The 13093-nt window shown below is 73.0% G+C and carries 13 protein-coding genes and 1 pseudogene; 5 read left to right on the plus strand and 9 right to left on the minus strand.

All coding sequences use genetic code 11. The annotated features are described in order from the left end of the window. Nucleotides 1–70 precede the first annotated feature (70 nt). The 3 genes from ACZ3IL_RS22405 to ACZ3IL_RS22415 form a co-directional block, all read right to left on the minus strand. The gene (locus ACZ3IL_RS22405; protein ID WP_388692002.1) at nucleotides 71–856 is read right to left on the minus strand and encodes an electron transfer flavoprotein subunit beta/FixA family protein; all 786 of its coding nucleotides are present in this window, start codon (nucleotides 854–856) and stop codon (nucleotides 71–73) included. 200 nt (nucleotides 857–1056) lie between these two features. Then, entirely contained in the window at nucleotides 1057–1581 is a 525-nt protein-coding gene (locus ACZ3IL_RS22410) for a flavin reductase family protein (RefSeq protein ID WP_467392626.1), read from the minus strand. A 197-nt stretch (nucleotides 1582–1778) separates the two neighbouring features. Further along, entirely contained in the window at nucleotides 1779–2090 is a 312-nt protein-coding gene (locus ACZ3IL_RS22415) for a TlpA family protein disulfide reductase (protein ID WP_467392627.1), read from the minus strand. A gap of 247 nt (nucleotides 2091–2337) precedes the next feature. On the opposite strand from ACZ3IL_RS22415, the gene ACZ3IL_RS22420 reads away from it, so the two are divergent. After that, nucleotides 2338–3057 carry a lysophospholipid acyltransferase family protein gene (locus tag ACZ3IL_RS22420; RefSeq protein ID WP_467392629.1) on the plus strand — a complete coding sequence of 240 codons (720 nt, stop codon included), beginning with the start codon at nucleotides 2338–2340 and terminating at the stop codon, nucleotides 3055–3057. On the opposite strand, the gene ACZ3IL_RS22425 is transcribed toward ACZ3IL_RS22420, so the two are convergent. The 5 genes from ACZ3IL_RS22425 to ACZ3IL_RS22445 form a co-directional block, all read right to left on the minus strand. Continuing rightward, nucleotides 3044–3661: a transglutaminase-like domain-containing protein gene (locus ACZ3IL_RS22425; protein WP_467392631.1), complete on the minus strand. Its 618-nt coding sequence runs from the start codon at nucleotides 3659–3661 to the stop codon at nucleotides 3044–3046. The genes ACZ3IL_RS22420 and ACZ3IL_RS22425 overlap by 14 nt on opposite strands. A gap of 74 nt (nucleotides 3662–3735) precedes the next feature. Next, the gene (locus ACZ3IL_RS22430) at nucleotides 3736–4815 is read right to left on the minus strand and encodes a threonine aldolase family protein (protein WP_467392904.1); all 1080 of its coding nucleotides are present in this window, start codon (nucleotides 4813–4815) and stop codon (nucleotides 3736–3738) included. Further along, on the minus strand, nucleotides 4812–5573 hold the full coding sequence (locus ACZ3IL_RS22435; RefSeq protein ID WP_467392633.1) for an SDR family NAD(P)-dependent oxidoreductase: 762 nt from the start codon (nucleotides 5571–5573) through the stop codon (nucleotides 4812–4814). Before ACZ3IL_RS22435 ends, ACZ3IL_RS22430 begins: the two co-directional genes overlap by 4 nt. A gap of 53 nt (nucleotides 5574–5626) precedes the next feature. Continuing rightward, complete coding sequence (locus tag ACZ3IL_RS22440; protein WP_467392635.1) at nucleotides 5627–7033, minus strand: DUF6421 family protein; 1407 nt, start codon at nucleotides 7031–7033, stop codon at nucleotides 5627–5629. Nucleotides 7034–7198: 165 nt separating this feature from the next. Beyond that, nucleotides 7199–7750 (minus strand): GNAT family N-acetyltransferase, encoded by a 552-nt coding sequence (locus tag ACZ3IL_RS22445; protein WP_467392637.1) that lies wholly within the window; start codon nucleotides 7748–7750, stop codon nucleotides 7199–7201. A 179-nt stretch (nucleotides 7751–7929) separates the two neighbouring features. Between ACZ3IL_RS22445 and ACZ3IL_RS22450 the strand changes: the two genes are divergently transcribed. The 4 genes and pseudogenes from ACZ3IL_RS22450 to ACZ3IL_RS22465 form a co-directional block, all read left to right on the plus strand. After that, nucleotides 7930–8493, plus strand: a complete 564-nt coding sequence (locus ACZ3IL_RS22450) for a DUF5134 domain-containing protein (RefSeq protein WP_467392639.1) — start codon at nucleotides 7930–7932, stop codon at nucleotides 8491–8493. Nucleotides 8494–8611: 118 nt separating this feature from the next. Next, on the plus strand, nucleotides 8612–9547 hold the full coding sequence (locus ACZ3IL_RS22455; RefSeq protein ID WP_467392641.1) for a M56 family metallopeptidase: 936 nt from the start codon (nucleotides 8612–8614) through the stop codon (nucleotides 9545–9547). 279 nt (nucleotides 9548–9826) lie between these two features. Further along, the gene (locus tag ACZ3IL_RS22460; protein WP_467392643.1) at nucleotides 9827–10519 is read left to right on the plus strand and encodes a phosphatase PAP2 family protein; all 693 of its coding nucleotides are present in this window, start codon (nucleotides 9827–9829) and stop codon (nucleotides 10517–10519) included. 129 nt (nucleotides 10520–10648) lie between these two features. Beyond that, a pseudogene (locus tag ACZ3IL_RS22465) lies at nucleotides 10649–11290 on the plus strand (TetR/AcrR family transcriptional regulator); the annotation flags it as partial. A 126-nt stretch (nucleotides 11291–11416) separates the two neighbouring features. Here the strand turns inward: ACZ3IL_RS22465 and ACZ3IL_RS22470 are convergent. Then, on the minus strand, nucleotides 11417–12934 hold the full coding sequence (locus ACZ3IL_RS22470; RefSeq protein WP_467392906.1) for an LVIVD repeat-containing protein: 1518 nt from the start codon (nucleotides 12932–12934) through the stop codon (nucleotides 11417–11419). Nucleotides 12935–13093 lie beyond the last annotated feature (159 nt).

The raw sequence follows: 13093 nt of genomic DNA on the forward strand, positions 1-13093 counted from the left end.
GGCTGGTCAAGTGGCTCGCGCGAGCCTCGGTCGCCGGTCCGGTCCGGGATGCTCCCCGGACCGCCGCCGACTAGATGAACTTCTGGCTCGCGAGGAACTCGGCCAGCTGCTTGCCGCCCTCGCCCTCGTCCTTGACGATCGTGCCGGCGGTACGGGCCGGACGCTCGGTGGCGGAGTCGACCGCGGTCCACGCGCCCTCCAGGCCCACCTCCTCGGCCTCCAGGCCGAGGTCGGAGAGGTCCAGGGACTCCACCGGCTTCTTCTTGGCGGCCATGATGCCCTTGAAGGACGGGTAGCGCGCCTCGCCCGACTGGTCCGTCACGGAGACGACGGCCGGCAGGGAGGCCTCCAGCTGCTCGGAGGCGGCGTCGCCGTCACGGCGGCCGGTGACCTTGCCGTCCTCGATCTTGACCTCGGAGAGCAGGGTGACCTGCGGGACGCCCAGGCGCTCGGCGAGGATCGCGGGCAGGACGCCCATGACGCCGTCGGTGGAGGCCATACCGGTGATGACGACGTCGTAGCCGGTCTTCTCGACGGCCTTGGCGAGCACCAGCGAGGTGCCCATGACGTCGCTGCCGTGCAGGTCGTCGTCCTCGACGTGGACGGCCTTGTCGGCGCCCATGGAGAGCGCCTTGCGCAGCGCGTCCTTGGCGTCCTCGGGACCGACCGTGAGCACGGTGACCTCGGCGTCGTCCGCCTCTTCGGCGATCTGCAGGGCCTGCTCGACCGCGTACTCGTCGAGCTCCGACAGCAGGCCGTCGACGTCGTCGCGGTCCACCGTCAGGTCATCGGCGAAGTGCCGGTCGCCGGTGGCGTCGGGCACGTACTTCACACAGACAACGATCCTCAAGCTCACGCCGGCTCTCCTACTGCATCGTCATAACTGGGCTGCCTTGTTGCTCGCAGCATAGGCGCCTGAAGGGCGGGTTTCCGGTCGGGGCACCGGACGCCTCCACCAGAAATATTACTCGTCAGTACACCCAGCCCGGCACCAGTGAGCAAGCGCTCAGCCGTGTGACCTTCCCAACGCGCGGAGAGCGGCGCGCACGGGAACTCTCAGTCGCGCAGCGCGTTGAAGCCGCCGTGGTGATAGAGGAGCGGCCGGCCCGCCCCGTCCGGGTCGCCGGCGACCGCCTGCGCGATCACGACGCGGTGGTCCCCGGCGGGCACCCGGGCCACCACGCGGCACACCAGCCAGGCGAGGACCCCGTCGAGCACGGGCACGCCCTCGGGGCCCAGGCCCCAGCGGGTCCCCCCGCCGAAGCGGTCGGCGCCGCCGCGCGCGAACGTGGCGGCCAGCTCCTCCTGGTGCTCGCCGAGTATGTGCACGCCGACGAACTCCGCCCCGGAGAGCACCGGCCAGGAGGAGGACGCGGTGCCCACGCCGAAGGAGACCAGCGGCGGGTCGGCGGCGACGGAGGTGAGCGAGGTCGCGGTGAATCCGACGGGGCGCTCGCCGTGGGCGGTGACGACCGCGACACCGGCCGCGTGGCGGCGGAAGACGGAGCGGAGGAGATCGGGAGAGGCCTGCCGGGGCGCGCCGATCGTGGGAACGGCGCGGAGTTCGGGCGAAACCGTCATGGAACTGTCCTTCTGCGGGAGCGGCACGAGGGGGGTCCTGGGGCGATCAGACACCCGGACAGCGCGCCCTCGCGTTGCGGGCCGGGTCCCGGTGGGGCCGGCCGTGGAGAAGGAGTTCTCTGGGCATTCCGCCAGCGTGGCGATCGATGGCGGGTGCAGTCAAGTGCGTCCCGTGATGTGGGAGGAGTGTCACCGCGTCAGACCGCCCGCCCCAGGGCGGCGATGACGTCCGCCCTGCGGGGCTGTCCGGCCGCCCTGCGGACGACGCGGCCGGTCCGGTCGAGGACGAGCACGGTGGGAGTGCGCTCGACGCCGAGCGCGCGGACGAGGTCGAGCCGCCGCTCGGCGTCGATCTCGACGTGGCCCACTCCGGGCACCATCGCGGCGACTTCGGCCAGGACGCGGCGGGTGGCCCGGCAGGGCTGGCAGAAGGCGGTCGAGAACTGTACGAGGGTGGCCCGCTCCCCCAGTGGGGCGCCCAGCGCCTCCGGCCCGAGGACCTCGTCCATCCCTCTTCCGTCCCTTTCTTCCGCGCGCACGTCTGCGACGGGTTTCGCCGGGTAGAACGTGCGGAGGGGGCGTTCGATTCCCGTTGCGGACACCGCGAGTGACGAGAATCTCCCCGTACGGAGACGCCCGGGCTGGTCACGGCGCTCCGCATGGGGCACGATCTGCCCGAAGCCGAAAACCTACGGCTGCGTAACTTCGCCGGGAGAACCCTCCCCGGACACAGCAGGAAGAAGGGGTTCCTCTCCGATGGCAGAACTCGTCTATCGGCCGGTCATCGGCGCCGCACTGACCATGTTCAAGGCGCTGGACCTCAAGATCGACACACAGGGTTCGGAGCACATCCCTCGGACCGGTGGGGCCGTCCTCGTCAGCAACCACATCAGCTACCTGGACTTCATCTTCACCGGTCTCGCCGCGCTGCCGCAGAAGCGCCTGGTGCGCTTCATGGCGAAGGACTCGGTCTTCCGGCACAAGGTCTCGGGGCCGCTCATGCGCGGCATGAAGCACATCCCGGTGGACCGGTCGCAGGGGGAGCACGCCTACAAGCACGCGCTGGAGTCCCTGCGGTCCGGGGAGATCGTCGGGGTCTTCCCCGAGGCGACCATCTCCCCGTCCTTCACGCTCAAGGGCTTCAAGACGGGCGCGGCGCGCCTCGCCCAGGAGGCCGGCGTCCCGCTGATCCCGATGGCCCTGTGGGGCACCCAGCGGGTGTGGACGAAGGGACGCCCGCGCAACTTCAGGCGGAGCCACATCCCGGTGACGATCCGCGTCGGCGAGGCGGTCGAGGCCCCCGCCGACCAGTACGCGGGCGCCATCACCCGGCGGCTGCGCGAGCGGGTCCAGGAGCTCCTGGAGGCCGCGCAGCGCGCCTACCCGGTGCGCCCCAGGGACGCGGGCGACACCTGGTGGGTGCCCGCGCACCTCGGCGGCACGGCTCCGACCCCGGCCCAGGTCAAGGAAGCCTGACCGGCCGGAGGTCGGCCGGGAGCGTCCGCTCCAGGTACGACCGGTCGGGGGCGGCCCGCAGCGCGGCCAGGACGTCCGGGTGGGGCTCGGCGTAGAGCACCGGATGGTCGGCCTCGCCGAGTTCCGGCCGCACCGGGAAGGCGAGGCGTTCCCCCTCCGGGGAGAACCGCGCGTCCACGCCCGGTTTGTTGCCCCGCGGGTCCTGGCGCGCCCAGGTCCGCCGGCCGGGCAGCAGGACGGCGGTGAGGCCGTGGACCACGGGGCGGGAGCCGTCGTCGTCGGTGAGCCGCTGGTAGCAGAGGGCGGCCGGGATGCCCCGGGCCCGCAGGAGCGCCGCGTAGGCGACGGACTTGGCGTGGCAGATGCCGGTGCGCAGCTCCAGGACGTCGGAGGCGCGCCAGGTGACGCGGGGGTCGCCGGAGTCCATGGAGTGCGGGACGGTGTCGCGCACGTACGCGAAGGCCGCTTCGGCGTACGCGTACGCACCGGGGTGCAGGGCGGAAAGGCGGTCCGCCACGTTCCGCACGCCCGGATGTTCGTGGTCGACGGCCTCGCCCGCCGCGAGGTAGGCGTCGACGCCCGGATGCCGCTGGATGAGTTCCATACGGGCCGACCCTACGAAGACGGCCGAGCGGAATCAATCGATTTCCACTCGGCCGCATTCTTATTCATACCTGTCTAGCGGGCCAGCTCTTCCTTCAGCGCCTGGAGGAAGGCGTCCACGTCGTCCTCCGTGGTGTCGAAGGCGCACATCCAGCGCACGTCGCCGGCGGCCTCGTCCCAGAAGTAGAAGCGGAAGCGCTCCTGGAGGCGGCGGCTCACCTCGTGCGGGAGGCGCGCGAAGACCGCGTTGGCCTGGACCGGGTAGAGGATCTCCACCCCGTCGAGGGCGCGGACGCCGGCCGCGAGGCGCCGGGCCATCGCGTTGGCGTGGCGGGCGTTGCGCAGCCAGAGGTCCTTCGCGAGCAGGGCCTCCAGCTGCACCGACACGAACCGCATCTTCGACGCGAGCTGCATGGACAGCTTGCGCAGGTGCTTCATGTGGCTGACCGCGTCCGGATTCAGCACGATGACGGCCTCGCCGAAGAGCATGCCGTTCTTGGTGCCGCCGTACGAGAGCACGTCCACGCCCACCGCGTTGGTGAACGCGCGCATGGGCACGTCCAGCGAGGCGGCGGCGTTGGCTATCCGGGCCCCGTCGAGGTGCACCTTCATGCCCTTGGAGTGGGCGTGCTCGACGATCGCGCGGATCTCGTCCACCGTGTAGACGGTGCCCAGTTCGGTGTTCTGGGTGATCGAGACGACCTGGGGCATGGCCCGGTGCTCGTCCTCCCAGCCCCAGGCCTGCCGGTCGATCAGCTCGGGGGTGAGCTTGCCGTCCGGGGTGGGCACGGTGAGCAGCTTGAGGCCGCCCATCCGCTCCGGCGCGCCGCCCTCGTCCACGTTGATGTGGGCGGACTCGGCGCAGACGACGGCGCCCCAGCGGTCGGTGAGGGCCTGGAGGGCCGTCACGTTGGCCCCGGTCCCGTTGAAGACGGGGAAGGCCTCGGCGGTCGGCCCGAAGTGGCTGTGCACGATCCGCCGGAGGTGATCGGTGTACTCGTCCTCGCCGTAGGCGACCTGGTGGCCTCCGTTGGCGAGGGCGAGGGCCGCGAGGACCTCGGGGTGGGCACCGGCGTAGTTGTCGCTGGCGAAGCCCCGGACCGACGGGTCGTGGTGGCGGCGAGCGTCGGTCCGGGGGCCGGGGGCCGCGGTCACGGCTCGGGGGTCAGCCACAGGCGCTGTCCATTCACTTCCCGGGCGGGCCTGTCCCACAGGCCGACGACCTCTCCGGCCAGGTCGTCGACGTCGGTGAAGCCCGCGAACTTCGCGTTCGGGCGCTCGGCGCGCATGGCCTCGTGCACCAGCGCCTTGATCACCAGGATCGCGGCCGCCGCCTGCGGGCCGTCGTCGCCCCCCAGCTTGCGGAAGGAGTCCGCCATGGCGAGGGTCCACGCCTCGGCCGCCGCCTTGCCCGCGTTGTACGCGGCGTTCCCGGCGACCGGCTTGTGGGCGCCGGACTGGCTGATCAGGGCGTAGCGGCCCCGGCCGCCCGCGCGGAGCAGCGGGTCGTGGAAGGCGAGCGAGGTGTGCTGGACGGTACGGATCAGGAGCTTCTCCAGGAAGTCCCAGTCCTTGGGGTCGGTCTCCGTGAAGGAGCCGCTGCCGCGCCAGCCGCCGACGAGGTGGACCAGGCCGTCGACCCGGCCGAACTCCTTCTCGGTCTTCGCGGCCCAGTCGCGGGTGGCGGCGAGGTCGAGCAGGTCGACGGTGTCGCCGACGACCGTGGCGCCGCCGTGCGCGTAGCGGGCGGCGTCGACCGCCTCCGCGAGGCGGGCCGGATCGGCGTCGGACGCGACCACGGTCGCGCCCGCCTCGGCGAGCCGCAGCAGCGCGGCGCGGCCCGCGGGTCCGGCCGCGCCGGCGACCGCGACGACGGCGCCGTCGAGCGGGCCGCCGTTTCCTTCGGCGTTCATGGGCACCGTCTCCTCCGTGTGCTCGGCGTTCCCCGGTGTGTCGGCGGGAGCGCTCACGCGGCGGCCCGCTCGGTGTGCGGGGCGCCGGTGGCGGTGATCCCCTTGGTGTCGGCGATCACGCCCTTCAGCTTCTTGGCGAGGGCCTCGAAGAACATGCTGAGCGGAAACTCGTCCGGAAGCACGTCGTCGACGAGCTTGCGCGGCGGCAGGGAGAGGTCGAGGGCGTCGGGGCCCTTGGCCCACTTCGATCCCGGGTGCGGGGCGAGGTAGGTGGAGACCAGTTCGTACGCCTTGAACCAGTGGACGAGCTTGGGGCGGTCGATGCCCTCGCGGTAGAGGGTCTCGATCTCGGCGCAGAGGCGGTTGGTGACCTCCGGCGCGCGCTCCCAGTCGATCCGCAGCGTGTTGTCGGTCCAGCGCACCACGTCGTTCTTGTGGAGGTACGCGAAGAGGAGCTGGCCGCCGAGACCGTCGTAGTTGCGGTTCCGGTCGCCGGTGAGCGGGAAGCGGAACATGCGGTCGAAGAGGACGGCGTACTGCACGTCACGGCCGTGCGCGTTGCCCTCGGCCTCCAGCCGCACGGCCTCCTTGAAGGCGGTGAGGTCGCAGCGGAGCTCCTCCAGGCCGTACATCCAGAAGGGCTGGCGCTGCTTGATCATGAAGGGGTCGAAGGGCAGGTCGCCGTGGCTGTGGGTGCGGTCGTGGACCATGTCCCAGAGCACGAAGGCCTGCTCGCAGCGCTCCTGGTCGCCGATCATGGCGGCGATGTCGGCGGGCAGCTCGATGCCGAGGATGTCGACGGCGGCCTCGGTGACCTTGCGGAAGCGGGCGGCCTCGCGGTCGCAGAAGATGCCGCCCCAGGTGAAGCGCTCGGGGGCCTCGCGGACGGCGATGGTCTCGGGGAAGAGGACGGCCGAGTTGGTGTCGTAGCCGGCGGTGAAGTCCTCGAAGGTGATGCCGCAGAAGAGCGGGTTGTCGTAGCGGGTGCGCTCCAGCTCGGCGAGCCACTCGGGCCAGACCATGCGGAGGACGACGGCCTCCAGGTTGCGGTCCGGGTTGCCGTTCTGCGTGTACATGGGGAAGAGGACGAGGTGCTGGAGCCCGTCGATCCGGTCGGCGGCCGGCTGGAAGGCGAGCAGCGCGTCCAGGAAGTCCGGGACCGCGAAGCCGCTCTCGGCCCACTTGCGCAGGTCGGAGACGAGGGCGTGGTGGTAGGCGGCGTCGTGCGGCAGGAGGGGGGAGAGCTGCTCGACGGCGGAGACGACGCGGTCGACGGTCAGCTCGACGAGCGAGCGGGAGGGCGCGCCCTCGGCCTCGAAGTCGATGGAGCCGTCCGGACTCTGCCAGGCACGGATCTCCTCCACGGCACCCTTGAGCTCGGGCCAGGCCGGGTGGTCGATCACCCGGGCGTCGGTGGATATATCCCCGCCGGTCGCGTCCTGCACAAGAATTTCCGTCATGCCTCTTCCTCCACAGGAGAACCTTGCGTCAAGACACCGTAACCATCGACGCTTCTCCTCCACAAGAGGATCAAGGGAAATCGTCCTGTGCGACCCCCCTGGAAACAGAAGTTTTTCCTGTCGCCCAGGGGGGAAGCCACGCTTCCGCCCTTCCGGTCCCGGGAGTCACACCAGCGGCTTGACCAGGAGTTCGAACTCCAGGTCGTCCCGCCGGGGCACGCCGAAGCGCTCGTCGCCGTAGGGGAAGGGGGTCGTCCGGCCCGTGCGCCGGTAACCGCGCCGCTCGTACCAGGCGATCAGCTCCTCGCGCACGGAGATCACCGTCATGTGCATCTCGCGCACGTCCCACAGCTCGCGCACCCGGCGCTCGGCCTCGGCGATGATCCGCTTGCCGAGACCCGCGCCCTGGAGTTCGGGGCGGACGGCGAACATGCCGAAGTAGGCGGCCTCGCCCCGGTGCTCCAGCTGGCAGCAGGCGATGACCTCCCCGTCCCGCTCGACCACCAGGAGCCGGCTGCCGGGATCGGTGATGACGGCGGTCACGCCCTCGGCGTCGACCCGCTGTCCCCCGAGGATGTCGGCCTCCGTGGTCCAGCCCGCCCGGCTGGCGTCGCCCCGGTAGGCCGACTCGACCAGCGGGACGACGACGGGGACGTCCTCCGGGACCGCGTCGCGGTAGCCGATCCGTCCGGTCTCCCGGGTCGTGGTGGTGTCCATCTGCGGGTTCCCCCTCGGGCGTAGGTTGATCGGCGTGCGCCGCACGGCGAGCGTAACGCGCGCCTTCCACTCCCCCTCGTACGCCCCGTACGCCTCTGCGCAACCGTGCGCCCGCGTGTCCTCCCCGGGAACCGGGCATCCCTCCCCGGGAACCACGAACGCGTCGAGGGGGGTGCGCCGTGCACGGACCGGCTCTGCCCGGATGGCTGCTGGTCGCGCTGTGCGTGTCGACCGGCGCGTACTGCCTGCTGCGGATGCGGGGGTGCGCCGGGGAGGAGCGGCGGGCCGCGGGCGGCGAGGCGGTGATGGGGTTCGGGATGGCGTTCATGGCACTGCCCGCCGCCGTCCTCACCCCGCCGGGGTGGAGCTGGGCGGTCTGCGCGGCGGTGTTCGGCGCGACGGCGCTGCACGGGCTGCGCACCGTCCGGCACGGCGGCCACCACCCGCACCACCTGGTGGGCTCCCTCTCCATGGTCTACATGGCGGTGGCGATGGCGGCCCCCGGCACACCGGGGGCGCACGCGGGGCACGCGACGGCCGGCGCGGGCGGCATACCCGTGCTCACCGGCGGGCTCCTCCTCTACTACGCGGTGTACGTGCTGCGCGCGGGCGCGCGGCTGGTTCCGGTGGCGGCGCCCGCGGGCGGCCCCGCGCCGGCGCCCCGCGCGGCCGGGCCGGAGCTGACGCTCGCGTGCCGGGTCTCGATGGCACTGGCCATGGTGGCGATGCTCGTGACGCTGTGAGACGCGCCCCCGCTCCCCGGCCCGTCCGGGACGCGCCCCGGCCAACGGCGCCGTGGCGTACGTCACTTGCCGCTCGCGCCCGTACCCCCGGCCGGTACCGCGCTCATAGGCTGCCGCCATGTGGGTCTCCCTCGCGTTGTTCCTGCTCGGCCTCCTGACCGCCCTCACGGCCCCCCGGCTGCTGTCCCGGGCCGACTGGACGGAGCGAGAACCCGTGGTGGCCCTGTGGGTGTGGCAGTGCGTGGTGGCCGCCGTCCTGCTGAGCTTCGCGCTCTCCATGACGTTCAGCGCGTCGGCCGCCTGGCAGGCCGTGCGGGGGCAGGTCTTCGCGTCCGCGCCGCGCGCCGTGATCGACGCGTACGGACTCGGCACGGCCGGCCCCTGGTCCGCGGTGCTCGCCGTGGCCCTCGCGGCCGGCGGGGTGTGGTCCGGGGCGATGCTGGGCCGGGAGATCGGCCTGGCCCGCGCCCGGCGCCGGCGGCGCCGCCGCGACCTGCTCGTCCGCGCGCCCCTGATGCCCGGGGAGGAACCGGACGGCGAGCGCCTGGTGGTCCTGGAGGGCGAACGGGCGGGCGCCTGGTGGATGCCGGGCCCCACGCCCCGGCTGGTCGTCACCACGGCGGCGCTGCGCCGCCTGAAGGGACGCCGGCTGGACGCGGTCCTGGCGCACGAGCAGGGCCACGCCCGGGCCCGGCACGACTGGCTGCTGCACTGCTCGGCGGCGCTGGCCTCCGGATTCCCGGGCGTCCCCGTCTTCGAGGCCTTCCGCGAGGAGATGCACCGGCTGGTGGAACGGGCCGCCGACGACGTGGCCTCGCGCCGGTTCGGCCACCTGACGGTCGCGCTCGCCCTGGTCGAACTGAACGAGGAACGCGGGGTGTTCGGGCCCGGCCCGGCGCCGGACGCGGACCTGCCGCAGCGGGTGGACCGCCTCCTGGCCGCGACGCCCCGGCTCACGGCCGGCCGCCGGCTGCGCCTGACGGCGGCCGCTTCCCTGGTCCCCGCGGTCCCGGTGCTCGTGGCCTTCCTCCCGGCCTTCGGCGCGCTGGGCTAGGCGTGTGCCGGGAGGGGCGTCGTCCGCCCGGAGGGCGGGCCGGGCTTTCGGCACGCGCCCCGGACGCCCGTCGCCGGAACGTGCCCGGCCCCGCGATCGCCGTCGCGGACGCCGACCGCCGCGCGGGGCGAGCCGCGCCGGTGGGCCGGCGCGGGGGCGCCTCCGGTCCCGCCCCCGGAATCCGCCGCGCGACCCCGTCGCGGCGGGCGCCGGGCGCGGAGAGCCGCGCGGGGCGTGTGGAAGGCCGCGGGAGGCCGGTCCGTCGGGCAGGATCGGCGCATGCGCTCCTCCGCCGTGGTCTCCGGTGTCCTGGCCCTCCTCCTGCTCGTCTGCGTCGCGGCGGGCTGGTCGCCGCTGCTCTCCTTCGACCGGTCGGTCGCCGAGGAGTTGCACCGCAACGCCGTCGCCCATCCCGGCGTCACCCGGACCAACCGCATCCTGAGCGACTGGGTCTGGGACCCCGTGACCATGCGCTGCCTGGCCGCCGGTGCCGTGGTGCTGCTGTGGTGGCGGAGGGAGCGGCGGCTCGCCGTGTGGGTGGCCGGGACGAGCCTGCTGGCCGTGGGGCTCCAGCAGGGCCTCAAGGCGCTGGTCGGGCGGGACCGGCCCCACTGGCCCGATCCGGTCGACTCGGCGCGGTACGCGGCCTTCCCGTCCGGGCACGCGATGACGGCCGTGGTCACCTGCGGGCTGCTGCTGTGGGTCCTCGCCCTGCACTGGCGGGACGGGTGGCGGGGCTGGGGCGCGCTCACGGGCGCCGCCGTCGTGTCGGTGCTCGGAGTGGGGTGGACGCGCGTCCACCTGGGCGTCCACTGGCCTTCGGACGTCCTCGGGGGATGGCTCCTGGGGTGGTGCTGCGTGGCCGTGGCCGTGCTCGCGTACCGGAGGAGGGACGCGCGGGCCGCGCCGGCGGGCGGGAACGGCGAGGGGGGCGGCGTGGGCGGGGAGAGCCGCGCGGGAGGGGCGCGATGAGGCCGTCTGTTCTGGACGATCCCCCGTGTCGCCCAGAACAGACGGCGTCCCCGGCGGCCCGCCACGAGGGCGTGCCGACAGGACGCGCCGAGTATACTGGCCGTCAGCCAGTCAACGCAGGAGTCCAGCATGTCCCCGCGTAGCGCATCGGTCAATGAAGAGCTTCGGCGCCGGTCGCGGGAGCGCATCCTGCGGGCCACCGTGGAGCTGGTCGACACCCGGGGTTACGAGGCGACGACGCTCGGCGACATCGCGGAGCGGGCCGGTACGGCGCGGGGGCTGATCTCGTACTACTTCCCGGGGAAGCGGCAGTTGCTCCAGGCGGCGGTGCACCGGCTGATGCACCTCACGCTGGAGGCGGCCCTGGAGCGCGAGCCGCGCACGGAGGACGGCCGGGAGCGGCTGGCCCGCGCGATCGACGCGATCCTGGGGCTGGCCGTGGAGCGCCCCACCCTGATGCGGACCCACATGGCGGGCATCCTGCAGGCCGAGGGCTTCGTGCGGTGCGAGGAGCAGCGGCGCCTCGCGTTCCTGCTGCGCGACACGCTCGAACGGTACGGCTCCGAGGACGTGGACACGGACTACCCGCTGCTGCGGGCCCTGCTGATGGGCGCGGTGGTGGCGGTGCTGCTGCCGGGGGCGCCGATGCCGTGGGCGCGGCTGCGCTCGGAGCTGTTCCACCGCTACGGCCTGGACCTGGAGCCGGGCGTGGGGGGGGGGGGGGGGGGGGGGGGGGGGGGGCGCCCCCCCCGGGGGGGGGGGGGGGGGGGGGGGGGGGGGGGGGGGTGGGGGGGCGCGGGGGGGGCCCGGGGGGGGCGGGGGGGGCGGCGCCGGCCCCCCCCCCCCCCCCCCCCCCCCCCCCCCCCCCGCCGCCCGGGGTGCCGGGCGGCCGGGCGGTCAGTCGAAGTAGTCCGGCTGGGTCTGGACGTTGAGCTCGTCGAGCCGGACCCGCTTCGCGGGGTCGGTGCGGCGGTCGGAGAGCCTGAGGACGTCGAAGCCCTTGGCGATGTCGTTCGAGTAGATGTGGCCGTTGTAGTAGTACGCGGACCAGGAGCCGCCGACCGAGAGGGTGGTGTCGGAGAGCGGGCCGCGGTCGAAGTAGGCGATCTCCCGGGGCCGGGCGGAGTCGGTGAAGTCCCAGACGGAGACGCCGCCCTGGTACCAGGCCTGGACCATGATGTCCTTGCCGTGGACCGGGATCAGCGAACCGTTGTGGGCGACGCAGTTCTCGGTGGCGGCCTGATGGCGCGGGATCTTGAAGTAGCCGCGGAAGACGAGCTTGCGCTTCTTCCCCTTGCCGGCGATGTCGTAGATGCCGTTGGCACCCCGGTTCGGGCCGACCTCGGCGTTGCAGGTGGCCGCGCCGCCGCCGCCCAGCTCGTCGGTGAAGACGACCTTGTCCGCCTTCTGGTTGAAGGTCGCGGAGTGCCAGAACGCGAAGTTGACGTTGTCCTGGACGCGGTCGATCACCCGGGGCCGCTCGGGTTCCGAGATGTCGAAGAGGATGCCGTCGCCCATGCAGGCGCCGGCCGCCAGGTCCTTCTCGGGCAGCACGGTGATGTCGTGGCAGCCGGTGGTCTTGGAGACGCCCGGGTTGGTGGGGGCGCCGGGGTTGCCGCCGCCGTCCGGGCCCTCGCCCGGGAAGAGGACCGGGAAGGCGACGACCCGGGCCTCCTGGGGCGCCTTGCGCGGCACCTTGATGACCGAGATGCCGTCGTGCGGCGGCCGGCAGTCCGGGAAGGCCGCGCTCGGGCTGTACGACGAGACGTAGACGTAGACGTCCTTGCGCTTCGGCACGATCGTGTGGGTGTGGGAGCCGCAGGCGGTCTCGACGGAGGCGACGTACTTCGGGTTGCGGATGTCGCTGATGTCGAAGATCTTCATGCCCTCCCAGGATTCCTTGACCGTGGCGGGCTGCGTGGTGCTCGCGCAGGAGTCGTCGCTGCGGGAGGAGTCCGTGGAGAGGAAGAGCAGGTCGCCGGAGACCGAGATGTCGTTCTGGGAGCCGGGGCAGAGGACCTGGGCGACGGTCTCGGGGGCGTTCGGCCTGCTGATGTCGAAGATCCGGAAGCCGTCGTAGTTGCCGGCGAAGGCGTACTTGCCCTGGAAGGCGAGGTCGGTGTTGAGGCCGGGCAGGGCGTCCTTGGGGATGTTCGCGAGGTGCTCGATGTTCTGGCTGTGGACGATCCGGTCCACGCCGGGTATCTCGCCGCTCCGGAGCGCGGAGCGCGTGTCGGCCGCCTGCTGCGGGGAGATCCCGCTCCGTACGGGGGCGTCTCCGGGGTCCGGCGTGGCGGCGGCGGGTCCGGCGGTGAGCAGTGTGGCCAGCAGTCCGGCCGCGGCGGATGCCACGCCGAGCCGTCCGATCCGGCCGCGCGGGTCTCGCGCGGTGGACGTGGTACGCGGGGTACGCAACGAAGTCACTCCGTTCTCCCTGGTGTCCGTTCGGTCTTGAACGGTTGTGGGACCCCGGCAGTATCTTCCTTGCCGTGCACATCTCAACAGATGGCAACACGGATGTCATGAGGGATTCCGGCCGGTCTCCCGGAGGAAAGCGCCGGGACGGCTCCCGTC

The organism is Streptomyces sp. NPDC014907, from assembly GCF_055562975.1.

Coding starts and splice junctions, on each gene's coding strand:
- ACZ3IL_RS22415 (WP_467392627.1), bottom strand. CDS start 2,090: ATGGACGAGGTCCTCGGGCCGGAGGCGCTGGGCGCCCCACTGGGGGAG.
- ACZ3IL_RS22455 (WP_467392641.1), top strand. CDS start 8,612: ATGTGGGTCTCCCTCGCGTTGTTCCTGCTCGGCCTCCTGACCGCCCTC.
- ACZ3IL_RS22445 (WP_467392637.1), bottom strand. CDS start 7,750: ATGGACACCACCACGACCCGGGAGACCGGACGGATCGGCTACCGCGAC.
- ACZ3IL_RS22425 (WP_467392631.1), bottom strand. CDS start 3,661: ATGGAACTCATCCAGCGGCATCCGGGCGTCGACGCCTACCTCGCGGCG.
- ACZ3IL_RS22440 (WP_467392635.1), bottom strand. CDS start 7,033: ATGACGGAAATTCTTGTGCAGGACGCGACCGGCGGGGATATATCCACC.
- ACZ3IL_RS22435 (WP_467392633.1), bottom strand. CDS start 5,573: ATGAACGCCGAAGGAAACGGCGGCCCGCTCGACGGCGCCGTCGTCGCG.
- ACZ3IL_RS22420 (WP_467392629.1), top strand. CDS start 2,338: ATGGCAGAACTCGTCTATCGGCCGGTCATCGGCGCCGCACTGACCATG.
- ACZ3IL_RS22410 (WP_467392626.1), bottom strand. CDS start 1,581: ATGACGGTTTCGCCCGAACTCCGCGCCGTTCCCACGATCGGCGCGCCC.
- ACZ3IL_RS22460 (WP_467392643.1), top strand. CDS start 9,827: ATGCGCTCCTCCGCCGTGGTCTCCGGTGTCCTGGCCCTCCTCCTGCTC.